26 protein-coding genes and 2 pseudogenes are annotated in these 23,870 nt (G+C 61.9%); 2 read left to right on the plus strand and 26 right to left on the minus strand.

Annotation, left to right across the window (positions count from 1 at the left end; genetic code table 11):
• Positions 1 to 16: 16 nt before the first annotated feature.
• The 13 genes and pseudogenes from HY737_06145 to HY737_06205 form a co-directional block, all read right to left on the minus strand.
• The gene (locus HY737_06145) at positions 17 to 1,873 is read right to left on the minus strand and encodes an acyl-CoA dehydrogenase family protein (GenBank protein MBI4597963.1); all 1,857 of its coding nucleotides are present in this window, start codon (positions 1,871 to 1,873) and stop codon (positions 17 to 19) included.
• A gap of 1 nt (position 1,874) precedes the next feature.
• Positions 1,875 to 2,666 (minus strand): enoyl-CoA hydratase/isomerase family protein, encoded by a 792-nt coding sequence (locus HY737_06150; GenBank protein MBI4597964.1) that lies wholly within the window; start codon positions 2,664 to 2,666, stop codon positions 1,875 to 1,877.
• Between the two features lie 15 nt (positions 2,667 to 2,681).
• The gene (locus HY737_06155; protein MBI4597965.1) at positions 2,682 to 3,902 is read right to left on the minus strand and encodes a hypothetical protein; all 1,221 of its coding nucleotides are present in this window, start codon (positions 3,900 to 3,902) and stop codon (positions 2,682 to 2,684) included.
• Between the two features lie 11 nt (positions 3,903 to 3,913).
• The gene (locus HY737_06160) at positions 3,914 to 5,104 is read right to left on the minus strand and encodes a thiolase family protein (GenBank protein ID MBI4597966.1); all 1,191 of its coding nucleotides are present in this window, start codon (positions 5,102 to 5,104) and stop codon (positions 3,914 to 3,916) included.
• Positions 5,105 to 5,116: 12 nt separating this feature from the next.
• On the minus strand, positions 5,117 to 6,001 hold the full coding sequence (locus HY737_06165; protein ID MBI4597967.1) for a patatin-like phospholipase family protein: 885 nt from the start codon (positions 5,999 to 6,001) through the stop codon (positions 5,117 to 5,119).
• Between the two features lie 15 nt (positions 6,002 to 6,016).
• Positions 6,017 to 6,268: pseudogene (locus HY737_06170) on the minus strand (patatin-like phospholipase family protein).
• Between the two features lie 165 nt (positions 6,269 to 6,433).
• Positions 6,434 to 7,024, minus strand: a pseudogene (locus HY737_06175) (hypothetical protein).
• A gap of 311 nt (positions 7,025 to 7,335) precedes the next feature.
• Complete coding sequence (locus HY737_06180) at positions 7,336 to 8,046, minus strand: glycerophosphodiester phosphodiesterase (protein MBI4597968.1); 711 nt, start codon at positions 8,044 to 8,046, stop codon at positions 7,336 to 7,338.
• A gap of 23 nt (positions 8,047 to 8,069) precedes the next feature.
• Positions 8,070 to 8,897 carry an alpha/beta fold hydrolase gene (locus tag HY737_06185; protein MBI4597969.1) on the minus strand — a complete coding sequence of 276 codons (828 nt, stop codon included), beginning with the start codon at positions 8,895 to 8,897 and terminating at the stop codon, positions 8,070 to 8,072.
• A 39-nt stretch (positions 8,898 to 8,936) separates the two neighbouring features.
• Positions 8,937 to 9,293 (minus strand): PilZ domain-containing protein, encoded by a 357-nt coding sequence (locus HY737_06190; GenBank protein ID MBI4597970.1) that lies wholly within the window; start codon positions 9,291 to 9,293, stop codon positions 8,937 to 8,939.
• A complete protein-coding gene (locus HY737_06195) occupies positions 9,293 to 9,637 on the minus strand; it encodes a histidine triad nucleotide-binding protein (protein MBI4597971.1) in 345 nt (114 codons plus the stop codon). Before HY737_06195 ends, HY737_06190 begins: the two co-directional genes overlap by 1 nt.
• 6 nt (positions 9,638 to 9,643) lie before the next feature.
• The gene (locus HY737_06200) at positions 9,644 to 9,856 is read right to left on the minus strand and encodes a hypothetical protein (GenBank protein ID MBI4597972.1); all 213 of its coding nucleotides are present in this window, start codon (positions 9,854 to 9,856) and stop codon (positions 9,644 to 9,646) included.
• A gap of 560 nt (positions 9,857 to 10,416) precedes the next feature.
• Positions 10,417 to 10,779, minus strand: coding sequence for a PilZ domain-containing protein (locus tag HY737_06205; protein ID MBI4597973.1), 363 nt, complete (start codon positions 10,777 to 10,779; stop codon positions 10,417 to 10,419).
• A 141-nt stretch (positions 10,780 to 10,920) separates the two neighbouring features.
• On the opposite strand from HY737_06205, the gene HY737_06210 reads away from it, so the two are divergent.
• Both HY737_06210 and HY737_06215 read left to right on the plus strand, forming a co-directional pair.
• On the plus strand, positions 10,921 to 11,739 hold the full coding sequence (locus HY737_06210; GenBank protein MBI4597974.1) for an AAA family ATPase: 819 nt from the start codon (positions 10,921 to 10,923) through the stop codon (positions 11,737 to 11,739).
• 12 nt (positions 11,740 to 11,751) lie between these two features.
• Positions 11,752 to 12,315: a hypothetical protein gene (locus HY737_06215; GenBank protein ID MBI4597975.1), complete on the plus strand. Its 564-nt coding sequence runs from the start codon at positions 11,752 to 11,754 to the stop codon at positions 12,313 to 12,315.
• 9 nt (positions 12,316 to 12,324) lie between these two features.
• On the opposite strand, the gene aroB is transcribed toward HY737_06215, so the two are convergent.
• The 13 genes from aroB to HY737_06280 form a co-directional block, all read right to left on the minus strand.
• Positions 12,325 to 13,410 (minus strand): 3-dehydroquinate synthase, encoded by a 1,086-nt coding sequence (aroB, locus tag HY737_06220; GenBank protein MBI4597976.1) that lies wholly within the window; start codon positions 13,408 to 13,410, stop codon positions 12,325 to 12,327.
• Entirely contained in the window at positions 13,407 to 14,048 is a 642-nt protein-coding gene (locus HY737_06225) for an NAD(P)H-hydrate epimerase (GenBank protein ID MBI4597977.1), read from the minus strand. Before HY737_06225 ends, aroB begins: the two co-directional genes overlap by 4 nt.
• A gap of 35 nt (positions 14,049 to 14,083) precedes the next feature.
• The gene (locus HY737_06230; protein MBI4597978.1) at positions 14,084 to 14,353 is read right to left on the minus strand and encodes a small basic protein; all 270 of its coding nucleotides are present in this window, start codon (positions 14,351 to 14,353) and stop codon (positions 14,084 to 14,086) included.
• 3 nt (positions 14,354 to 14,356) lie between these two features.
• A complete protein-coding gene (locus HY737_06235; GenBank protein ID MBI4597979.1) occupies positions 14,357 to 14,977 on the minus strand; it encodes an SPOR domain-containing protein in 621 nt (206 codons plus the stop codon).
• Between the two features lie 59 nt (positions 14,978 to 15,036).
• Positions 15,037 to 15,651 (minus strand): glycerol-3-phosphate 1-O-acyltransferase PlsY, encoded by a 615-nt coding sequence (gene plsY, locus HY737_06240; GenBank protein ID MBI4597980.1) that lies wholly within the window; start codon positions 15,649 to 15,651, stop codon positions 15,037 to 15,039.
• On the minus strand, positions 15,648 to 16,946 hold the full coding sequence (der, locus tag HY737_06245) for a ribosome biogenesis GTPase Der (GenBank protein ID MBI4597981.1): 1,299 nt from the start codon (positions 16,944 to 16,946) through the stop codon (positions 15,648 to 15,650). The genes plsY and der overlap by 4 nt, the downstream gene beginning before the upstream one ends.
• A gap of 82 nt (positions 16,947 to 17,028) precedes the next feature.
• On the minus strand, positions 17,029 to 17,571 hold the full coding sequence (locus tag HY737_06250) for a CDP-alcohol phosphatidyltransferase family protein (protein ID MBI4597982.1): 543 nt from the start codon (positions 17,569 to 17,571) through the stop codon (positions 17,029 to 17,031).
• A 64-nt stretch (positions 17,572 to 17,635) separates the two neighbouring features.
• A complete protein-coding gene (locus HY737_06255; GenBank protein ID MBI4597983.1) occupies positions 17,636 to 17,995 on the minus strand; it encodes a hypothetical protein in 360 nt (119 codons plus the stop codon).
• Positions 17,996 to 18,052: 57 nt separating this feature from the next.
• Positions 18,053 to 18,667, minus strand: coding sequence for a signal peptidase I (gene lepB, locus HY737_06260; protein MBI4597984.1), 615 nt, complete (start codon positions 18,665 to 18,667; stop codon positions 18,053 to 18,055).
• A gap of 12 nt (positions 18,668 to 18,679) precedes the next feature.
• Positions 18,680 to 20,476, minus strand: a complete 1,797-nt coding sequence (gene lepA, locus HY737_06265) for an elongation factor 4 (GenBank protein MBI4597985.1) — start codon at positions 20,474 to 20,476, stop codon at positions 18,680 to 18,682.
• Between the two features lie 28 nt (positions 20,477 to 20,504).
• Complete coding sequence (locus tag HY737_06270; GenBank protein MBI4597986.1) at positions 20,505 to 21,926, minus strand: phosphoglucomutase/phosphomannomutase family protein; 1,422 nt, start codon at positions 21,924 to 21,926, stop codon at positions 20,505 to 20,507.
• Complete coding sequence (rpe, locus tag HY737_06275; protein ID MBI4597987.1) at positions 21,923 to 22,585, minus strand: ribulose-phosphate 3-epimerase; 663 nt, start codon at positions 22,583 to 22,585, stop codon at positions 21,923 to 21,925. The genes HY737_06270 and rpe overlap by 4 nt, the downstream gene beginning before the upstream one ends.
• Positions 22,586 to 22,588: 3 nt before the next feature.
• Positions 22,589 to 23,869: an insulinase family protein gene (locus tag HY737_06280; GenBank protein ID MBI4597988.1), complete on the minus strand. Its 1,281-nt coding sequence runs from the start codon at positions 23,867 to 23,869 to the stop codon at positions 22,589 to 22,591.
• Position 23,870: the final 1 nt, after the last annotated feature.

Genomic DNA, 23,870 nt, shown 5'->3' on the forward strand with positions numbered 1-23,870 from the left:
GGCACCACCCGGCGCGCTACACGATGCCCTCTTCAAGCCACAGAAAGCGGCCGTTGAGGACGTCCTGAGCCAGGCGATAGGATTGTCGATCGTCATTCTGGCGCAGGCTGCGGAAGTTCTGCCGGATCCGCCTCGTAGCGAGGCGGCAGAACAGCTCCGCCAGCTCCACTGGGCTTTGCTCGGAAGGCTGCAGGCGCGTGAGGGATTGGGCGCGGGAGCACGCGGCCGCCATGGCGAAGAGATCGCTGCCCACATCGACCAGCCGACCAAGCAATTGTTGGCGAACCGCGAGCCGGGTTTGGTGCCGCATGGCTCCGTGGAACAGCGCTCGCGCCAACCGGTGGCTAGCGCGTTCGACAAACCGCATGTGGACGGCAAGACGCGGCGGCAGCTCATGATACCGGGGCCACCATCCCCAGGAGAGCCATTGTCGAGGATACCAGATGGCGTACCAACTCACCGCCTTCGCCAACGAGGATAATTTTTTCATCGGCGGCTGATGCGGATCGAGCAGGTCGCTGACCCTGCGCATGTGCGCATCAAGCGCTTCGCGGGCGATGAAGAGCCGCATGATTTGGCTCGTCCCTTCAATGATCAAGTTGATGCGGAGGTCCCGCATCATGCGCTCGACGGGGATGGGCGCTTCGCCGCGGGCCTTCAATGATCCGGCGGTTTCATAGCCGCGGCCCCCACGGATCTGCACCGTATCGTCCACAATCCGCCACGCGGCTTCCGCTCCGAAGAGCTTTGATATCGCGGCTTCCAATCGGATATCGACGGTTTTCCGGTCGGCGAGCGCCGAGGCAAGGTCCACCATAGCCTTGATCGCAAATGTCGTGGCGGCCATTTCGCCGATTTTGGCCGCAATCGCCTCATGTTTTCCAATCGGCCCGCCCCATTGCTTGCGTTCCTTGGCCCACTGGCGCGTAATCTGCACGCACCGCTTCGCTAATCCCGCGCAGGAGGCTGGGACGGCGATGCGCCCGGCATTTAAGGTGACCAGGGCGAGCTTCAAGCCTTGCCCCAGCCCCCAGACGATATTCTCTTTGGGGACGCGGACGTTGGTCAATCGCAGCACCCCGTTCTGAATGCCCCGCAATCCCATAAACTCGCAGCGGTGGACCACCTGAAAACCCGGCATGGATCGTTCGACGATAAACGCGGTAATTTGCTTGCGCTCTTTGCCATGCGTGATGATGGACGGGGTTTGCGCCATCACGACGACGATCTCCGCGACCGGGCCATTGGTGCACCACAGTTTCTCTCCGTTGAGCAGGTAGGCATTGCCATCCTCAATTGGGACGGCTGTCGTCTGCATATTGGCTGGATCGGAGCCGACGTTCTGCTCCGTCAGGGCAAATCCGGAAATAGTTCCGGTGGCCAATCGTGGAAGGTACTTGCGCTTCTGCTCCTCGGTGCCGAAGAGCACGAGCGGTTGGGGAGCGCCGATGCTTTGATGCGCGCTGACCCACACGGCGGTGGAGCCGCAATAACTGCCGATCAGCTCCATGGCCCGGTTATAATTCGTCTGTGAAAACCCCAATCCCCCGTACGGCTGTGGGATTTTCAGGCCGAAGCATCCCAGCCGTGCCAGGCCTTCGATCGCCGACGCTGGGATCTCCCCGGTGCGGTCGATTTCATCAGGGTCGATGTGCTGCTTGAGAAACGCTTTCAGTTGCTCCAGATACGCGTCGCCAATCCGACGGTCCTCCTCCGGCTGTTCGGGGAACGGGAAACATAAATCGGCGCGCACGCGGCCCATGAACAGATCGGCCACCATGCTGGGGTACCGCCATTCGGTTTGCCGTGCGGCTTCCGTGACTTCGAGGGCTTCTGGAGCGTTGCTCCCAAGCAGGGTGTGAGGATCGGCCATGCTACCGGTCCTGAAAACGCGGCTGGCGTTTTTCCAAAAACGCCTTGATACCTTCCTGGCTATCTTCGCTGATGGCCACCTGGCCGAAGGCGGCGGCTTCCACGGCTAACCCCTCATCCAGCGGATGGTCCAGGCCCGCTTCAATGGCGGTCAGCGCTTGGGTGATCGCCACCCCGCCTTTGGCGGCGAGTTTCCGCGCAAGATCTTTCGCGGTTTTCAGGACCTGGTCCTGAGGCACGAGAAGGTTGACGAGCCCAAGCCGGGCGGTTTCTTGAGCCGTGTACATGTCGCCGGTCAAAATCCATTCCGTGGCTTTGGCTTTGCCGATCAACCGCGGCAGCCGCTGCGTGCCGCCCCACCCCGGGATGATGCCCAGATTGACCTCGGGTTGACCGAAGCGGGCGCGATCCCCGGCGATGCGGAGGTGGCACGCCATGGCCAATTCCAGGCCGCCGCCAAGGCACACGCCGTTGATGGCGGCGATCACCGGTTTTCCGAGCCGCTGCAGTTTCAAGAACACGGTTTGGCCGAGTGAAGCCATCTCTTGCGCTTGCTGCGTCGAGGTGAGTTGGCTCACGTCTTTAATGTCAGCGCCAGCCACGAAGGCGAGTGACCCGGCACCCGTCAGAATCACGACCTTGACGGTGGGGTCGGCGTTGAGCGCGTCAGTCACCTGGCCCAATTCTTGCAGTGTTTGCCGATTGAGCGCGTTGACGGGGCGATGATCAATCGTCACCACGGCCACGCGTTCCTCCATCACGACCTTGACGTGTTCACCTTGCGGGAGGGCCATTGAGACTCCTGAGAGTTAAGGGTAGTCGAAAAATCCCTTCTTCGTTTTCTTGCCCAGGTGGCCGGCAGCGATATGGCGCTTCAGCAAGGGGCAGGGCCAGAACCGCTCGCCGTACTGTGTTACGAATCCCTCGAGCTCGGCCAGGATCGTGTCAAGGCCCACCGCATCGGCGTAATGCAAGATGCCCCCCTTGTCTTGCGGAAATCCCAAGCCGGCGATGACGGACAAGTCCACATCGGCGGCGGTGCAGACGTGCTCTTCAAGGCAGCGGATCGCTTCGTTGATCATGGGCAGGACGAGGCGATGATCGCTGTACGATGCCGGCGCTTTCTGCCGGCTGCGCAGCGGTTGGATCGCAGCCTCAAGGGCCTGGTCAGGCTGGCCGGCGTTGTCGCCATACAGGTAGAAGCCGGCACCCGATTTCACGCCATAGCGTTTCAGTTGATACAACGCATCCCAGATCTCGGCTGGGCGCATTCGAGAGCCGTAGGCATCCACCAAAACATGGACGACTTCCCGGCACACATCGAACCCCAAATTATCGACGAGGGTAAACGGCCCCATCGGAAAGCCGAACGCTACCATCGCCTCATCGATCTGCCGGGGAGTGGCGGCGCCTTCCTGGACGCAGAACGCGGCTTCGTTCAGGTAGGGCATCAGGATGCGATTGACCAGAAACCCGGCGCACTCATTGACGCGCACCGGCAGCTTTCGCAGGCTTTCCGCAAACCCCATAATGTCGCCCGTGGTTTCTTCGGAGGTGGCTAACCCGGGGATCACTTCGACCAGCTTCATGATGTGGGCCGGATAGAAGAAATGCATGCCGATGACGTGATGCGGCCGCGTGGTGACTCCGCCCAAGGCTGAGATGGACAACGACGAGGTGTTCGAAGCGAGGATAGCGGTGGCCGGGACGACCCGATCAAGGTCCTGAAAGATCTGCTGCTTGAGCGCCATCTTTTCCGGCACCGCCTCAATGACGAGGTCAACGTCCTTGAAGCTCTCATAGGTGGTGACCCCGGTCACCAACGTCATTTTCTTCTCCAGCTCATCCTGCGTCATTTTGCCGCGGTCGACCCGGCGCTGATAAATCTTGCGGATGGTCGCAAGCCCCTTGTCGACCTGGGGTTGGTCCACGTCCTTCACCAGGACTGGCACGCCGCTGAAACTGATGACCTGGGCGATTTCCGCGCCCATCGCTCCTGCCCCGACCACCGCCGTCTTATAAATGTACATGGTGTCAGATGTTATGTTCGCTCGAAAATGATGGTTACGCCCTGGCCGCCGCCGACGCAGGCCGTCGCGAGCCCCAGCGAAAGGTTCCGCCGTTTCATCTCATGAAGCAGCGTGACGACCAAGCGAGTGCCGGTCGCCCCCACCGGATGGCCCAACGCAATGGCCCCGCCATTCACATTGCAGATATCCCGGCTGTAGCCCAGGACTTTTTCACAGGCCAGATACGTGGCGGCGAAGGCCTCATTAAGCTCAATGAGTTGGATGTCCTTGAGCGTGAGATTCGCTTTCTGCAAGGCGAGGGGCACTGACAGCGTTGGGCCAAGCCCCATGCGCTGCGGCTCAAGACCGGCGACGGCATAGGCGCGAATTTTGGCCAGCGGCTGATAGCCTAAGGCTTTGGCCTTTTCCGCCGGCATGACCAGGGTCATGGCGGCGCCATCGGCGTTGAAGCAGGCATTGCCGGGTGTGACGGTGCCGCCGTCCTGGAACACCGCCGGGTATTGGCTGAGCACTTGCTCCGTGAGCCCGGGATTGATGCCTTCATCCTGGGTGAACGGTTCAGGCGGCAGGTCCCGTCCCATCGCCCGTTTCGGCACCATGACGGGAACCAGCTCATCTTTGAATCGGTTCTCGCGGGTGGCTCGAAAGGCGCGCTGATGCGAGAGGAGCGCGAAGCGATCTTGATCCGCGCGGCTGATCGAGAATTCCTTCACCAAATTTTCCGCGGTTTGCCCCATGATCTGGCCGCAGACAGGGTCGGTGAGCCCTTCCCAGATCGAATCGATCATCTCGGCATGGCGCAGGCGCTTGCCCCAGCGCAGATCACGGCTCACGTACGGGGACGCGCTCATGCATTCCGCGCCGCCGGCGATGTGGATGTCTCGGTCGCCGCAGAGGATATTTTGGGCCGCACCCATGATCGCTTGCAGGCCGGAGGCGCAGTTGCGCTGCACGGTGTAGCCGGGGGTCTGGATGGGCACGCCGGAGCGCAAGGCGATCACGCGCGCGATATTCGGGGCGTCCGAACCCTGCCCGACGCATCCCACGATGACTTCTTCGACATCGGCGGGCTTCAGATTGGTCCGCTTCAGCAGCTCGCGCATGGCGACTTCCCCGAGGGCTTGCGCGGTCAGCTGCTTCAGCGCGCCGCCGAAGACGCCCTGCGGGGTCCGAACGCCATCCACGATAACGACGTCGCGCATCATCGTCACATCCTACTGAGGTTGGTAGTTATTGTCAACGCTGCGCATTCTCGTGATGCGTTTCAGCTCCGGAAGATATTGCAACGCCACTTCTTCGCCGCGGTTGATGAATTTCTCCGGGTTATAGAACTCCAGCCAATGGGAGCCTGGCAGGGTTGGGCGAAGCGTGATGTCGGCGTCCCGGCAGCAGATCTCCGCGATTTGATGCTCCATGAACTGCATCGAGCGCATGATCACATCGAAGATCAGGGGGGACACCGACCGCACCAATTCCTGCCGCAGCCGGACCAGCAGGCGGATCGGCAGGCTCCGGGAGGCGAGCGCGGCATCGCGGTCCGCTTTTCGGCGCTGCATGTCGTGCTGGCTGGCGATGAGCTCCGGTGTGGTGGGAAACACGTTGACGGCGATCACGCGGTGCGCGCCGGCCCGCTTCAAGACGCTGACCGGCACCGGATTCACCACCCCGCCATCCAAGCAGATCTTGCCCCTGCGCACCACCGGCTTAAAGATGCCGGGAATCGAGACCGAGGCGCGGACCGCATCCGCCAGCGGGCCGGAGTCGAACACCACCTCTTCGCGGGCCATCGGGTTCGCCGCAATCACCTTCAACGGCAGCCACGTATCCGCAAAGGACTTTCCTTCGAAATCGTCTTGGAACTTTTTCATCAACCGGGCCCCTTGGATTGGTCCTCCCACCAGCGGCCCAAAGGTCACGCCGATGCCGAGGCAGAGGACAAAGCCGAACATGATGCCGGTCCAGATCGAGTGCGCCAGCCATCCCACGAGCGCGCCGGCCGCGCATCCGATGATGAAGCTGAAGACCGGAATGCCAAGATCCAAGATAAAAATCTGCCGAATGTCCCACAGATTCTTAAATTTTAGCGCTAGCTGCTCCATGTCCGTGGCCGATTTTCCTGAGGCCCAGAGGGCGGCCGCCAAGGCGCCGATGCTCGAGCCGGCGATGATATCAATGGGAATTTTTTCCCGCTCGATCACCTTCAGCACCCCGATATGGGCCAGACCGAGCGCTGCGCCGGAACCCAGGGCCAAGCCAATCAGCAGGCCGCCGAGCTCTCGGGCGACATAGCGGATGGCGCTGGAATACCCCCCCGTTCGTTCATTGAGCAGGCGGGAGAGCGTTTCGGTCGTCAGCGGATGGGGCATGGCGGGCAGGGCTGGCAGCAGGACATCGATCGGATGCTCCAGCTGCTGCGTGACGTCGGCCAGCGTCATGGCCTCGGTCGCGGCCTCCTTCATGTTCACGACGACCTTCAGGCGGTGCTCCAGCGTGCCCAGCGCCGTTTGCAGTTGGTGGATGAGCGCCTTGGTGCGGATCACATGTTCGCGGGCCGGGTTGAGCATCATGTAGACCACATCCGATTGCACCAGCGCCTTCAAGACCCATGGGTGGACGTCTGCCGGCAGATCGATCAGGACGTAATGATACCGGCTGCTGAGAAAGCTGAGGAGCGGTGCAATGATCTGCTCGGCGCTCGAGGCGTCAAGCAACGCCTTCGCGAAGACGACACTGAATCCCAGCGGATGCTCCCAGACGGCGGAGTGGAAGGCGGCCTCAGCGCTTGTTTCCTCGATGGCGCGCTCAGTGGCCGCGGGGGGGATCGCTGAGGCGTACAGCAATTGGTGAGCGCCGTCGCCGCCCCCGAAGTCAATGATGGCCACGGTGTTGCCTGTCTCGCGCAGCAGATGCGTCGCCAGCCCCGCGGCAAAGCAGGTTTTGCCCACCCCGGTGACGGCGCTATGCAAGGCGACGATGGTGGCCTCCGAGAATTCGCCGCCGCGTTCGCGCGCTCGCAATCGCTTCGACAGCAGGCGCGACAGATGCAGTGTGAGGGAGGGAATGCGGCTGATCACGTCGTCGAAGTCTTGCTTTTGCAGCTGCAAGACCAGCGTATCATTCATCGCCTGGACGGTCGCCGAATGGGTCTCGCCCGTCAAGAGCGAAATCTCGCCGAAGGAATCCCCGTTGTGCAGAAAGGTCAGCGTGCGCTCCTGCTCCCCCTCAAGACCAAAGACGCGCATCCGTCCGGAGCCGATGATGTAAAAGGCGTCGGCTGGATCCCCTTCCCGATACACGTATTCGCCCTTTTTATATTCGACGAGCCGCGTCCGATCCGCAATCAGGTGGATCTGCTCCTCCGTGCAGGAGGAGAAAATCGGCACGCGCTTCAAGATGATGACCTTATCCTGCGGTCGGGACGCTTCCTGCGCCATTAGGAGATAGCCTTTCGGAGTCGGGCGGGGTCATTGGTGAAGATGCCATCCACGCCCCACCGGCGAAGCCGCCTGGCCTCCGCGGGCTGGTCGACGGTCCAGACATGGACGCGCACTCCCGCCGCGTGGGCGTTCGCGATGCGTCGAGGGGTGACCAGCGACACCTGCGGGTGCCAGGCCGCGCAGCCGAGGCGGATCGCCTCGCGCAGGGCGCGGTCAGCGCGCGTCGCACAGATCAGCGCCGAGGGAAGCGCCACGGCCCGCAGCTGCTGCAGCACGCCGCGGTCAAACGAGGAGACCAGCAGGCGTTGGCGGATCGGCCGAGTCAGCGGCAGGAGCTGTTTCACCACCCGGCGAGGCTGCGCGGTGGCTTTGACTTCGAGATTCAGCTGCCGGGATCGTGGAATCAATCGCATGGCCTGGGAGACCAGCAGAATGCGTTGCCCGGCAAAGCGCGGATGAAACCAGGATCCGGCGTCAAGACGTGCGAGCGTACGGTAGGATGTCTTCGCGAGCCGTCCGCGGCCGTTCGTCGTGCGGGACAGGTGCGCATCATGAAACACGACCAGCCGCCCGTCGAGGGTCATCTGCACATCCAGCTCGACCATCGTGGCACCCGCAGCCCACGCCGCGGCGATGGCGGCTTTCGTGCTCTCGGGTGCCACAGCGGATGCTCCTCGATGCGCGATGATGATCGGAACCCCCTTCATGCCCCGAGATGATGATACCACGCTCATGCCGGCAGCGCTTGGGACAAAAACGCCGTCACGCGCCTCACGTATTCCTCAGGATGATGATGGAACATCTGGACGTGCGCTGTCTCGGGCTCAACCCATTGCTGCTTTGGCCCGGCCCATCGGTCGAACCACCGCAGCACGGCTTCGCGCGAGATCCAGCGGTCCTGCCCTCCATGAATAGCCAGCAGCGGCTGCGACATGGAGGACGCGATGGCCACCGGCTCGCGCGCGCCGAGGCGCGTCTGTAAGGCGAGTTGGAGGCTCCACCACGAGAGCCAGGCGAACGGCCAGCGCGGCACGCCATGATCCTCTCGAAGGCGCTGGGCCAAGAGATCAAAGAACCGAGGAAAGAGCGAGTCGGCGACCATCGCGTGCACCTGCTGCGGGTACCGCTGCGCGATCTGGCAGGCCACCATCGCGCCGCTGGAGAAGCCGGCGATGGCAACCGGCACGGCGCGGCCGACCCCGTCGCGCTGCGCGCACCAGCGAAGGATGACGCCGGCTTCCTCGGTTTCCTTCACCCCAAAGGTAAACGGGCCTGGGCGCGCGCCGTGGCCGCGCAGCTCAGGCAGGAGCACGTCATATCCGCGCTCGCGCAGCGCTGCAGCCAGCGGCAGCACTTGGAACCGATTCGCGAAATAGCCGTGATACAGGAGGATGCGGGCGCGCGGCGAAGGGACCTCAAGCGCCCAGATCTCGAAGGTCGCTCCATCAGGGGCCGTGAAGGTCCAAACGAGGTGATCGGGCAGCGGCGAGGGCGGCGGGATGGCGCGGCGCTCAGGATACAGGAGCCGTCGCGTGGTGTAGACGCTCCACGCGATCATCGCAAGACCCATGCCGCCAGGAACAATCCACCACACGGGTTATGAGGCCGCTTGTGATAGACGCTGTTTGACGTAGTGGGCAATCGCTGAGCGATCCCGGTCTGACAGATCGGAAAAGAAAATGCCGATCGAATAGCGCCACCGGTCCAGGCTTGAGAGGATGGGATCCACGCGCACCACAACACCGGTGCAGCGGATGCGCGCCGCAGAGGCGCCGTGCGGCAGCGCAAAGTCCACCTGCAATTTAGTCATCGGGGGGAGAAATGAGTCTACCATGCAATACACCCCGGAGGCGCTGAGATTCTTGGTTTCCGCCTGCAGCGCTGCGCGGTCATGCTGTAAGGACAGCTCGACCTGCTCAGGAATACGAGGATGCCCGCGTCGTTCCTGTTTCATCAGCCTGGTGGCCATGTGAAGCGGCGCCCTCCTAAGAGGTGCAGATGCAGATGCCACACCGATTGCCCTGCCCCGGCCCCGCAGTTCATGACCACGCGATAGCCGGAGTCGGCGAGCCGATGCTGCCGAGCCAGGTCATTCGCCAAGCCGATCATACGGCCAAGGAGCGGTGCATGGGCAGGCGTGATATCAGCCAGCGTGGGGATGTGATCTGCGGGGATAATGAGGATGTGGATTGGTGCTTGCGGGTTGATATCGTTGAAGGCCAGCACGCCCTCCGCTTCTCCGACGACAGCCGCTGGCAGTTGCCGATTGGCGATGCGGCAGAACAAGCACTCCGCCATGGCTTGCTAGTCTTTGTTGGCCGCAGGCGCTGCTTTCGCTTCGTTCGCGGCTGGGGCGTCTTTCGCGCCTTTCGCCGTCTGTTCCGCCGCGGCTTTGCTGGATTCCGTCACCCAGCACCGCTTCGTGCAGAAATACTTATTGTTGCGATAATACCACTGCTTCCGACTCAGGCGCTTTCCGCAGGACGTGCACGCGGCGGCGCGCGTTCCAATACTCATCACGGCTCCTTAATGAATGACCCAGGCGACCCAATGATACGCCAGCGCAAGGGTTAAGCCGATGGCCAATCCCAGCATCATGTCTGCGCTGCGCGGATTCAAAAACGGAAACATTCGACCCTCGCCTTCGAGCTCCACAAGAGACTGTATTGTACCGTCTTGCTCGACGAGGGTCAAGGAGAAAGAACCCCGCCCGCCCATTGCTGGGCGAGGCGGGGTTTGGATCCCTCTCGCTCTCCTGGCGACCGAGTTACTTGGTCGAGACTAGCTTGTGGCCTAGGACCACAGCCAGGGTAACGAGAATAAACTTATACGCATCCAACGGGAAGTACAGGCCGATGAGGCCTCCTAGGATCATTCCCGTCACGACATCATGTCCAAGCAATTTTTCTAGTTTCATTCTCGATTCACCCCCTTCTTCTAGACGTTTGTCTAGAGTGGAGAGGGAGGCGTCCTCCACACGCCTCAACCCCCTCAGTTGGAACCATACCATATTTTTGGCATCTAGACAAGGGTACACTAAAAATTATAACCTGTTTTTTCATAGGAAGTTACAGAATTTAAACGGCTTGGGATGTTTCGCGGGGTTCGGTGAATCGCCCAAGATAGGCAGACAAACGTCGCTTATCTTGGGGAGAGAGCTCAAGGAAAGAAATGCCAAGGTCAAACTGGTCGCTATGGGGCAGCATGCGAAACCACACCGCCTTGCCCTTCACCGATAAGGACTCTTCGCCCTTAAAGAGCGTCATCTCAACGCCCAGATCTGAGGAAATCGGGAACAATTGCGGGCTGACGCATCGCACGCCGCCGGCGGAAACATCTTTTGTCAACGTTTCGACGACCTTCGGCTCGCGTTGCTTGTAGATGCGCACAGGATGATAGGTGCGCACCCGCTCAGTTTTTCGACGTTCGCCGTTGCTCATGATGGATATTAGTGTAGCCCTCGTGAGGGCTGGCGTCAAGCGCAACACCGCGTCGTGTCAACACCGCATAGTTCCTGCTTGCGCCGCCTGGTGGAGTACGCTACAATACGATAAACGCGGCAATTCGCGTTTCACAAACGCATGTACTTAGAGTTTTTAGGCCTTCGAGAAAATCCATTCTCGATCACCGCCGACCCCGCCTTTCTCTATCTGTCCAAAAAGCATCGTGAAGCGCTCTCCCATATGATCTATGGGATCCGCGAGCGCAAAGGGTTCGTGGAAATCACCGGCGATATCGGCACTGGCAAGACGACCCTGTGCAAGGCGCTGCTGCGGCATGTCGATGCGATGACCAAAACCGCCTTGATCCTTCAGCCGACGCTCTCGTCGATCCAGCTGCTGCAGGCGGTCGCGCAGGACTTCGGCCTGAATCCTATGCACAATTCCCGGCTGAATCTCTTTAATCAACTCAACCAATTCCTGATCGAGCAGACGACGCTGGGCAACAACGTGGTGCTGGTGATTGACGAGGCCCAAACGCTCAGCGCGCGCATGCTCGAGGAAATCCGCATGCTCTCGAATCTTGAGACGGATAAGCATAAACTCATTCAAATCATTTTGGTGGGCCAGCCGCAGCTGCGGGAGCTCTTGGCCCAACCCGCGCTGGAACAGCTCCGCCAGCGCATCGGGGTGCGCTACCATATCTCGCCGCTGGATCGGGATGAAGTCGCGACCTACCTTGAGCACCGGCTGCGGATCGCCGGCTCCGACGGGAGCCTCGAGTGGACCCCGGAGGGGGTTGAAGAAGTCTACCGCTGCTCCAAGGGCACCCCGCGGCTCATTAATCAGCTCGGGGACCGCTGCTTGCTCGCCTGCTATCTTGCGGAAACGAAGCGCGTGGATGCCGACGTGGTCCAGCGGAGTTATCAGGAGCTCTCCGGGCAAGTGCTCGTCTCATGAGAGGGAGGGGCGATGAGCCTGATTGAAGAAGCGCTGCGCAAAGTTCAAGAACCGTTGCTGCCGAAACCGGCTTCATCATCGCCATCCGGCAAAACAACGAACGTCCATTCCTGGTCAACCGGGAAGACCGCCAGTCAGCGAGCTCCTGCGACGTCGCGCCCGGCTCCACTCATGCTGATCATCGCGGTTATCATCGGGGTGGTGGCGTCATTGGGGCTCGTGGCCGGGGGCGTATGGCTCAGCCGCAACCTTCCCACGGCCTCACCCACCGCTCCCCAACCGATGCCCGCCGTGGTTGAACCATCCCCTGCGATGCCCTCGGCTGCGCCGTTGCCTGAGCCGAGCCAAGAACCGCCGAAAGACGAGGCCAGTCTCCTGCCGCCACCGACGGTCCCAGAGCGGTTATCCCTCACAGGAATTGCCGGCAGCCAGGGGGAATCCTACGCGATGATTAATGGATTGATTCTTTCGGTGGGGGAGCGGCTGGGGGATTACGTCGTGATTGAGATTTCACAGAATTCCGTGCGGCTGCAGAAGAACGACGGCAGCGAAACCATCCTGCGCGTCCCCCGGTAAGACCGCGATTTACTGTAGGGAGGTTGCCAGCACGCGGTTGACGAGGCCTGTCGGGACGGCTTCCGTGACCATCACCCGCCCAATTCGTGTGGGCAGCACCCATCGCGGTCGTCCATGAATGAACTTTTTATCGAGGCGCAAGGCGCGGCGGACGGCGGCGAGTGAGACGTTTGTGGCGTGCGTCGGCAGCCCGGCGGCGCAGATCAGCCGTGCCAGCCGCTCCTGATCGCTCGCGCGACAACACCCCATCCGGACAGCAAGATCCGCCGCAGCGCACATGCCGATCGCGATCGCTTCTCCATGCGTCCATCGCCGATAGTCCGTGGCGGCTTCCAGCGCATGGCCGATCGTGTGGCCGAAGTTTAAGCCAACGCGAATTCCCTCGGTTTCCCGCTCATCCTGCGAGACGACGCGTGCTTTGATGCGGCACGACCGCTCGACCATCACCCGTAGGGCGCGGGGCTCAAGGGCCAAGCAGTCCGGCAGGTGCGCTTCCAGAAATTCAAACAGCGGCCGGTTGGCGATCAAGCCGTATTTGATGACTTCGCCCAGCCCCGAGCGGCGCTGCCGCAGCGGCAAGCTCGCCAGCACGCTGAGGTTGTTATAGACGAGGCGGGGCTGGTAGAACGCGCCCACCAGATTTTTCCCCTGGGGCACATCAACGCCGACTTTTCCGCCGATGGCGGAATCCACCTGGGCCAGCAGCGTTGTCGGCAGCTGGATGTACGGCACGCCTCGCCGGTAGATCGCCGCCACGAATCCCGTCAGGTCTCCGAGCACGCCTCCGCCGAAGGCGAAGAGCATCGGAGGCCGCATGGCGGCGGAGCGGGTGAGCCGGCTGATGATTCGCTGCGCCATCGCCATCGACTTGGACGATTCAGATTCAGGGATCGTCATGACGGAGAGCCTCCAGCCCGCCGCGCGTAGCGGCTGCAGCAGCTGGCGGCCGTGCCACCGCAAGACCGACGGATGGGAAATCACCCATCCCTCGCGCGAGGGCGACAGCGGGGCGAGCGCGGCTGGCAATCGACGGTACGAATCGGTGACCAGGATCGAGTACGATCGCTCGCCAAGACGGACAGGCAGCATCATCATGGTGAGCGCAAGAGCGCCTCAGGGATCGTGATGGAATCGACGGTGAGCGCGCCGGCGTGCGCCGGCCCCTCATTCAGCAGCAGGCCGCGTTTCGGTCGCCCGAACGTGACCGTCTGCGTGGCCTTCACCGCCTTGCCCTGCACCGCCCCGGTATCGGCATCAAGTCCGGAGGGGACATCCACCGCCAGAATGGGTTTGCCCGACCGATTGAGGGCGTCGATGAGCGAGGCGGTCGGTTCGCGAACCGCCCCGAGGGCTCCAATACCCAGCAAGGCGTCGATAATGAGATCGCAGGATTGGATCATGGGTTCGATCTCCGGAAGCTGCTGCGGGGACGTCACCGACTGGAGCGGGGTCCCAAGATGGCGCAGGATTCGAGCATACACGGCGGGCTCCTCGCGCAACCGATCCATGGGGGCGGTCAGCACGATCCGCAGCGGAGAGCTCCACTGCAGCAGATGCCGCGCCGCCGCCAAGCCGTCTCCGCCGTTGAACCCCGCGCCGCAGCAGATCAAGATTTCGTGCGTGGACGCCACCATCCTCCGAGCGGCGGCGGCGACGGCCATCCCGGCATGTTCCATTAAGAGCAGGCGAGGAATGCCGATCGACTCAATCGCGGCGCGGTCGATGCGCTGCATCTGTGCGACCGACACGGCCGATGCTGGGGTGGGGCTTACGCTGATGGTTTCGCGCCTGAAGGTTTGGCTGCCGCCGCGGCGTTCGCGGCTGGTGCTGCTGCAGGAGCTGCGGCTTCTTCAGTTTTTTCCTTGGCCGCTTTGCGGGCTTTCATCCTCAGCTGCTTAATTTTCGGCAGGCCGAGGGCGGAGTGCCCTTCCGCCCATTGCCCCTGCGTCATGAGATGGCGAACCCGCTCATGCCGCTTCAGGACGTTCCGCACGGTCGCGCCCGCGCCGGAAACGCGCAAGGAAGGATGGAGGGACATGGGTCATAGGCTCCTGACGAAACAATCTTCGTAGCGTGTTTTCAGCATGGCTAATTTCTTGCTGGCATCCGCCTTGGACGGAAACGGGCCCACATACACCGAGGTCCGTCCTTCACGGATGACGATAAACGCCGATTCCCCTTTAGCTTTCAATCGCTCCAGCTCCATGCGGGCCAGCTGCGGTTGTTGATATGTCCGCACTTGGACCGCGTACCGAGAGCGCGTTGGCGCCTTCTTCAGGCTCGGCATCGGCGCTTTTGGCGCGGTGGCCGGCGTTCGGATGACCGGCGCATCGATCGCCTTGGACGGCTGCGGCAGAACGACAGGCGGTCCCTCCGCTGTTCGTGTGGCTGGCTCCTCAACTCTTCGTGCAGCCGTTGGGCCTGTGGCCGTGCGCGTCTGCTGGTCCATCCACAAGCGCTCAGCCCGCGCGAGATGCTTGCCGCGTTCAACGCCGCACGCAAAGACCACCGTAATGGTCAACAGGGTGCCGATGCTCGCCAGCGCTAAGTGGTCATAGCGCAGGTTAAGGAAGAGCCCTCCAAGCGTTTCACGATGGGGCGGCGGCGGGACGTGCGCTGCAAGGTCAAAGAGTTCGAGCTGATTCTCGTGTCCGTCTGGCATACTGACCTTAGTATTGTAGAAAACTCCGCGGGCGCCGTCAACTGAAATTCAACGCGTGATCACCGCCGGCGCCGTGACCAGCTGACGCGGTGCTCGGTGCGGGACACGAGTCGTGTGATGTTGGCATAGTGCCGCACGCTGATGAGCAGGGCCAGTGCGATGCCAAGTCCAACCGCCGAGGGATCCTGATGCGCGAGCATCTGCCACACCGGAATGCTGATGGCGGCGAGCAGCGAGCCGACGGAGACATAGCGGCTTACGGCAAATCCCGCGAGCCACACCAGCGACGACGCAAGACCGATGCCGGGCATGGCGGCGAGCAGCACGCCGACGGTGGTGGCGACCCCTTTGCCGCCGCGGAAGGCCAAGAAGACCGAGGCCGTATGGCCCACAACAGCCGCCAGCCCGCAGCTGAGGCGCGCCGTCAGCGAGATCGGGTGGATGAAGGCGGAGGCGAGGAGGCTTGCGGCCAGGGCGCCTTTCGCGATGTCGATGAGCAGCACGATCGCTCCCAGCCCTGGGCCTGCGGCGCGCGTGACATTCGTGGCACCCACGTTGCCGCTGCCGATCGCACGCACGTCTTGATGCGTGAGCCATTTGACTAGCACATACCCGGTGGGAAACGATCCGACCAGGTACGACGCAGCGAGGGCGAGCCACCACGACCACGTCATCGTCGCTCCTGGCTCGGCCCCCGCAGCACAAGCCGAATCGGCACGCCGGCCACCTGGGGACGGTCGTAGAGGTGTTTCAATAGGTACTGTTGATAGGGGCGAGGGAGCCACCCGGTGGGGCGCAAATGGAGGCGCAGCTGATTCGGGCGGCCCGGGAGCCATTCCGCATGGTGCAGTCGGATCACGCGGCCTCGCCATCGGGGTGGCGGGTGCGATTGCCAGGCCTTCGTGAGCCACGCGATGGCTTGCGTCTGATCCGCGCCGCGCTGGCAGGCCTTGGCCACGCGCAGGGCCAGCCGCAGGCTATCCACCACATGGAATCCGGTGGTGGCCGATGTGGCAATGACCGGCGCATACGGAACGGCCGAGGCCTGATGATGCACGCGCGAGGCCAGGTCGCGCTCGCTGCGCTCCCGCGCCTTGAGCAGATCCCATTTGTTGATCGCGATGACGCATCCGCATCCGGCGTCGGCGACGTGATGCAGCATGCGCTGGTCATCGCGCGCGATCCCCAGCGTCGCGTCGAGCACGACCAGGGCGACGGTGCAATGGGCCAGGGCCTCCGTGGTGCGCGACATGGCGTAGTGATCGACCGGATCGCTGACTTTCCGACGGTGCCGCAGCCCTGCCGTATCAATCAGGCGGATGGCCGCGCCATCGAGGATCAGTTCGGTATCAATCGCATCGCGCGTCGTGCCGGGGGTGGGACTGACGATGGCGCGCTCTTCGCGCAGCAGCGCATTGAGCAGCGAAGACTTGCCGACGTTTTGCCGCCCGACGATAGCGACCGAGATCGTAGGGTCCGCGGCCTGCCCGTTCATCGCAGACCCCTTCTGGTCATGCACGATGCGGTCCAGCAATTCTCCCGCACCCCGACCGTGCAAGGCGGAAAGCGGCAGCGGATCCGGCAACCCCAGGGAAAAAAATTCCGGGGGCACGATCGCCCGGTCATCGAGTTTATTCACGGCCAGCGCGATCGGCTTATTCAGCGGGCGGAGGCGCTCAAGAATCATCAAGTCCGCAGGGATGAGCCCTTGCTGGGCATCACAGAGCAGCACGATACCATCGGCCTCTCGCAGGGCCTGCTGCACATGGCGCTGCACGGCGCGGCTCAGATCATGGGAGGGTTGAGGCTCCATGCCGCCGGCGTCAATCAGCGTGAGCGCTCTTCCCTGCCACATCAGCGTGCCGAAGAGGCGGTCGCGCGTCGTGCCCCGCGTTGAGGAGACGACGGCTTTACGGCGGCCGAGCAGACGGTTGAAGAGCGTGGACTTTCCCACATTCGGTCGGCCCACCAACGCGATCCAAGGATGAGGGTAGCTTGTGGTCATGATGTGTATGGTGTGCCGCTGATTGCTGATCGTTGAACGCTGAGGGCTAACTCAGGGCGCGAATGCCCACCCGCACGTACGTGATGGCTGAGAGCATCGTGAAGCACGCCGCAATGATGATGACGGGCAGCTTCACCGGCAGTCCGAGCAGGACGACGGGAATGACCAGCATTTGCAGGAAGGTCGCCCATTTGCCGAGCCGGCTCGGACGGACATGCCACTTGCCTTTGAAGGCGAAGAGCACCACGGAGCCGACGGTGACCAAGGCGTCACGGCTGATCACGACCAGATTAAACCAGGCGGGGATGCGCAGCGCTGCCGGCAGCTCGCGGACGACGGAACAGGAAATCAGCGCCGCCAAGATGAGGGTTTTATCCGCGATGGGATCGAGCAACGTGCCCAATTCCGTCTGCTGATTCTGGCGTCTGGCCAAGAATCCATCGGCGGCATCGGAGGCCATCCCCACAAGGAAAATGCCGAGGGCCAGATAGCGGAGCCACTCGCGGGTGGGATGATAGTAGACAAAACACGCGATCAGCGCTGGCACCAACAAGACTCGAAAAATCGATATCTTATTGGCCAAGCTCATCGGAAACGATTGATCTCAGATATCGCGTGCGATATCTGAGATCGCTCGGAATACGGAGACGTCCTTACTCCTTGTAGCGAAGCTCAACGCCGTGGTTCGGGCAATACTTGACGTCTTCAGCATAGGTTTCACCGCCCACCGGGCAGAACTTCACGCGTCCCGTGGCGGGAGGTGTTGAGACCGCTTGCTGCTTCGCTTGGCTTTCTTCCATCCCATGGCCAACCAAGCCGCCGGCCAATGCGCCCAACCCAGCACCTATCGCCGCCCCAGCGCCGGGACGGTCACTCTGGTTGCCGATAATCGCCCCTGTTCCAGCGCCGAGTGCTGACCCCAGCAGCGCGCCTTGCGTGGTCTTTGACTGGGCCGCCGTGCCCATCGTTTCACAGCCTGCCAAGACGACCGCCACAGCGGCAATGCCAAGCATTCCGATCCGATTCATCATCTGCCTCCTGTATGGCATTACTGTAGCACGAAGCGCCTTCTAGTGCAAGATCCGCCAGCGGGGGAGCGGCCAGAAGATGCACATCGCTCTGCCGATCACGAGCTTGCGAGGGACGAAACCCCAGAACCGGCTATCGAGCGAGGCGGAGGAGTTATCGCCCAGCACAAAGTAGCAATCCTGCGGGACGGTGATGAGGGCATGCTCCGCCCCGTAGGGGCCGCGATTATAGTAGTAGTTCTTGTGGAAGATGCCGGCGCCATCCAGCGGCTGGCCGTTGACCAGCACTTTGCCGTCGCGGATTTCCACCGTCTCCCCGCCCGTCGCGACCAGGCGCTTGATGAAGGACCGTTTTCGCTCCTCCGGAAAGCGGAAGACGATGATGTCGCCGTGCTGCGGCGGCTGAAACCGATAGATGAATTTGTTCACTAGGATGCGGTCACCCTCAATCAGCGTCAGGCGCATCGAGCCGGACGGGATTTTAAACGGCGCCATAATGAACGTGCGGATGATGAGGGCGAGGGCCACCGCCCACAGCAACGACTCGATATTTTCCCGAAGTGCAGACTTCGAAGGGCTGGACGCAGATTCCCGCGGGTTGCTGCGCGGATTGCCGCGGATAAATCTGCGGACATCTGCGAAGAAATCAGCGGACATCTGCGTCCTCCATTAGATTTTTAGCACGGCGAGGAAGGCTTCTTGGGGGATTTCGACGTTGCCGAATTGCTTCATGCGTTTTTTCCCTTCCGACTGGCGGTCCCACAGCTTGCGCTTGCGGCTGATGTCGCCGCCGTAACACTTCGCCGTGACGTTTTTCGCCAAGGGGCGCACACTTTCTCTGGCGATGATGTGGCTACCGACCGCGGCCTGGATGGCCACTTCGAAGAGCTGGCGCGGAATCAGGTCTTTCAGTTTCTCGGCGAGCCCCTTGCCCTTCTCATACGCTTGATCCTTGGGCACGATGGAGGAGAGCGGTTCGCAGATGCGTCCATTGAGCAGGATATCGAGCCTGACGAGCTTCGCCTCACGATAGCCGATCACCTCGTAGTCGAAGGAGCCATAGCCGCGCGTGAGCGACTTCAGCTTGTCGTAGAAGTCGATCAAAATTTCCGCCAGCGGCATTGCAAACACCAGCTTCACGCGGGTCTCGCTCAGATATTCGGTGGATGTGTAGATGCCGCGTTTCTGGATGGCCAAATCCATCATGGCCCCGACGGATTCCGCCGGACACAGGATGACGGCTTTGACGAACGGCTCGCTCATCGACGTGATGGTTGAGGGCGAAGGAAAATCATTCGGGCGGTGGACTTCGATGGATGTGCCGCCATGGGTGGTGACGCGAAACACGACGCTGGGTGTGGTGAGGACAAGCCCCACCCCATATTCCCGCTCTAGCCGTTCTTGCACGATTTCCATGTGCAGCAAGCCCAAGAATCCGCACCGGAATCCCTGCCCCAAGGCGTCGGACTGCTCCGGCTCAAATTGAAACGCCGCATCGGTCAGCGCGAATTTTTCCATCGCGGCGCGCAAGGTCGTCAAATCTTGCGCATTGGCCGGATAGATGCCGGCGAAGACCATGGGTTTGAGATGCTGGAATCCCGGCAGCGGTGTCGTGGTCGGTCGGGCGGATTCTGTCACGGTATCTCCGGCGATGACATCATGCGGATGGCGGATGTTCGCGGTGAAATACCCCACCTCTCCGGCATGGAGCTCCCCGGTCTGCTCTGGCTTGGGGGCGAAGGTGCCGGTCTCCTGCACCTCAAACCGTTTCTTCGCGCTCATCAGAATAATCGGCACGCCTTTGCGGATGCTGCCGTTGATCAGCCGGATGAACACGATGACGCCTTTATAGGCGTCGTATGTTGAATCAAAAATCAGCGCGGAGAGCGGCTCGGTGGGGGCGCCGCTCGGCGGCGGAATTTCTTTGACGACGCGCTCCAGCAGTTCCGGCACCCCGCGGCCTTCCTTCGCGCTAATCGGCGTGACCGCGATGTCATCGCGCCCCATCAAATGATGGATTTCGGTGATGGTCCGCTGCGGCTGCGCATTGGGCAGGTCGATCTTATTGATGACCGGAATCACCGCCAACCCGCGCTCGTGTGCCAGTTGGTAGTTGGCGACGGTCTGCGCCTCGACACCCTGCCCGGCATCGACGACGAGAATGGTGCCCTCGCAGGCTTGCAGGCTCTTGGTGACCTCAAACGAAAAGTCGACATGCCCCGGGGTATCGATCAGATTCAAGACGTACTCCTGGCCGTCCTTGGCGTGGTAGTGTAACCGCACCGCGGAGGCTTTAATGGTAATGCCCCGCTCGCGCTCCAGGTCCATGTCATCCAGGAGCTGCTCGCGGAACTTGCGCTGATCGACCGCGCCGGTCATCTGCAGCAGCCGATCGGCCAGTGTTGATTTGCCGTGGTCGATATGCGCCACGATGCAGAAGTTTCGAATGCGTGAGAGGTCCGTCATCGAATGTGAGCACACAGCTGAATATCAATTATGGTTTCGAATCAGCGGCTACTCGAACACCCAGTGTAAGCAGTCGAGGTAGCTGGAATTTCTTCGGCGTCTCGGCGTAGATGCGGACGATGGGTTCGGTGCCGGAGCGGCGGAAGAGCATCCAACTCTCATCCCGGCCGATGAGTTTGACTCCGTCCATGGTATTGACACTCGCCACCGGGACACCGGCAATCGTCTCTGGTGGCGAGTGCTTCAGCCGGGCAAACAGCGCGTCCACTTGCGGCATTGTCAAATGCAAATCGCGCCGGCCGTAATGCCACTCGCCAAATTGCCGCTGCAGCTCCCGTAAGATCGCGGTGAGCGATTTTTTCTGGACGGCCATCGCTTCCAGCACGAGCAGGCCGTTGACAATTCCATCGCGCTCCGGCAAGTAGCCCTTCACACCAATCCCTCCGGATTCCTCCCCGCCGATGGCCACATCCTCGCTCAGCATGAGTTTGGCAATATGTTTAAAGCCGACCGGCGTTTCGTAGAGTGCAACACCGAGGGCCTCCGCCATGCGATTGATCATCATCGTATTGGACACCGTCTTGACGATGGCGCCCTTGACGCGGCGCTCCTGGATCAGATATTGAAGCATCACGCACATCATTTGCCCGGGGTTCAGCCAGGCGCCGCCGGGCCCAATGATGCCCAGGCGATCAGCGTCGCCGTCGTTGGCGATTCCCAGGTCCGCCCGGGTTCGTTTGACCGTTCCCATCAGTTCATCCAGGTTGGAGGCAATCGGTTCCGGCGCATGGCCTCCAAACCAAGCGTCAGGCGCGGGATGCAGTGTTTCGACGCGGCAGCGGCCGCCGGAGAGCAGCCGCTCGATGATGCGCCCGCCCGTCCCGTGCATCGAGTCGACGATGACCCGCAGCTTGGATCGGCGAATCGCGGCCACATCGATGAAGGAGGCGATCCCCCGGAGAAACAGCGGCATCATGTCGGCTCGCCGAACGAGCTTGTTCTTCAGGGCGGTCTCCAGCACGAGGCGTTTGGGCTCAGAGAGCCCGAGGTGCTGTTCAATGGCTGCGACCGTTTCGTTCGTCGCGGATCCCCCATACGATTCTTTGACCTTCATCCCGTTATAGCGGCCAGGATTATGGCTAGCCGTAATGACGATGCCCAGCGGCAGGCGATTCGCGACCACGTAGCGGCTGACCGCGCAGGTGGGCACGGCCCCGGTGCTGACGATGCTGCGAATGCCATTGCCGGCGAGCACCTCGCAGGCGGTCGTGGCGAAATAGTCCGACAGAAATCGAGTGTCGTGTCCGACCGCCACCGTGACGGGTTCGGCATGGCGTTTCACGACGTACTCCGCAATGGCTTGTGCCACGATGCGGACATTCTGAGCGGTGAACTCCTCCGCCATCACGGCGCGCCAACCTTCCGTGCCAAATTTAATGGTCGTCGTCATGCGGGTCCTCGCAGCGATTGAATGGCGTCTTTATAGGATGTTGAGCGGAACACATAGGTGCCGACGACGAAAATATTCGCTCCGGCTTGGCGGCATTGGCGGCCGGTGTCGGCATTGATCCCGCCGTCGACGGAAAGGTTTCCGGAAAACCACGTGCGCAGCTGCTGCACCTTGGGGACGACCTCCGGAAGAAAGGACTGGCCGCCGAACCCCGGCTCGACCGTCATCACCAGCAGCAAGTCCAGCTCTTCAAGAAACGGTTTCATGGCATCGGCGATGGTGCGCGGCCGCAAGGAGAGCCCCACCCGGGCGCCGGATGTCCGGATCTCGCCCAGCGTCTTGCGCAGGAGCGCTTCATTGCGCAGCCCCTCAGCCTCGACGTGCACGGTGAGGTAATGCGCGCCAGCATCCACGAACGGTGTAATGTACGCTTCGGGGTGATCGATCATCAGGTGCACATCCAGCGGCAGATGACTGACGCGTCGGATGGCCTCGACGATGACCGGGCCCATAGTGAGGTTAGGCACAAAGTGCCCATCCATCACGTCGATGTGCAGCCAGTCCGCGCCGGCTTCTTCGACCTTTTTCACTTCTTCGGCCAGCCGGCCAAAATCACACGCCAGCAGACTCGGTGCGACCAGAATCCGACGGTCAACCATGGGTCACCCGATTCGGCAGAGGTTCGCCAGTTGCGGCGTTTCCGTCTCAGCGATGGGGCCGCCAACCACTAAATGGATTTTCGGCGTCGTGAACAGGTGGCGGGCCACGCGTTGGATGTCGCGGGCGGTCACCTGCTCAAGATGCGCGAGCAGTTTTTCTGGCTGAGCGACGCGGCCGACCATGGCCGCTTGCTCGCCCATCCACAGCATGTGATCCATCGTATCTTCCAGTCCCATCAGCAGCTGTCCGGCGTAGTAGTCTTTGGCCCGGCGCAGCTCGGTGGGTCCGATGGGGGTCCGACGGATGCGCGACAGTTCAGTCATGATCGTTTGCATCGTCGCATGGAGCTTCTTGGTATCGCACCCGGCATAAATGATGAAGGCCCCGGTGTCCTCAAAACGTTTGATCTGGCTGCCGATTTCGTACACGAGTCCGCGCTTTTCCCGCACTTCCCGAAAAAGGCGCGAGGACATGTTCGCCCCGAGCACCACATGCAGCAGCTCCATCGCAAACCGATCCGGATGCGTGCGCGGCACCGCATACGTGCCCAAGCACAGGTGCGTTTGCTCCGTGTCTTTCTTCCAGAGGCGAACCTGGGGGCCGAAGCGGACCCGCGGGGCCCGACGAAATCTGGCCGATGGCCGCGGGGTCATGGCGCCCAGGGTTTGTCCCACGTGTCGGGCAATGACGCTGGGCTCCGCCGCCCCCACGCACGAGACGACGATATTTCGCGGCTGATACATTCCTCGCCAATAGCGGACGACATCCGATCGCCGGATGCGCCGAACGGAGTCCATGGTGCCGGAGAGCAGCGTGCCGAGGGGATGGTTCGGCCACAACAAGGCGCTGAGCAAGTCATGCACGTATTGGCCCGGCGCATCCTCGTACATGCGGATTTCTTCCACGATGACCTCGCGCTCCTTCTCCACATCGTTCGGCCTGAGGGTGGGGTGGCGGATCATGTCGGTGAGCACATCAACCGCCCGCCGCGTGAAGCGGGCCGGCACCTTCGCCATATAGCACGTAAATTCTTCGGCGGTAAATCCATTCAGGCTGCCGCCCACACCTTCGATGGCCTGCTTCAGGGCTTCGCACGAGCGGCGGCGCGTTCCTTTAAAGAGCAGGTGTTCGAGAAAATGCGAGATGCCCGCATGCCGTTTCGATTCGTAGCGGCCGCCGGCCCTGACCCAGATGCCGACGGCCGTTGAGAGCGCATTCGGCATGGGCCGCTGCACGAGGCCCAGGCCATTCTTCAATGTGGCGAACTGATAGGGTGACTTCATG

It is taken from the genome of Candidatus Omnitrophota bacterium, assembly GCA_016209275.1.
Classification (GTDB): Bacteria; Omnitrophota; Gorgyraeia; order Aquiviventales; family Aquiviventaceae; genus JACQWM01.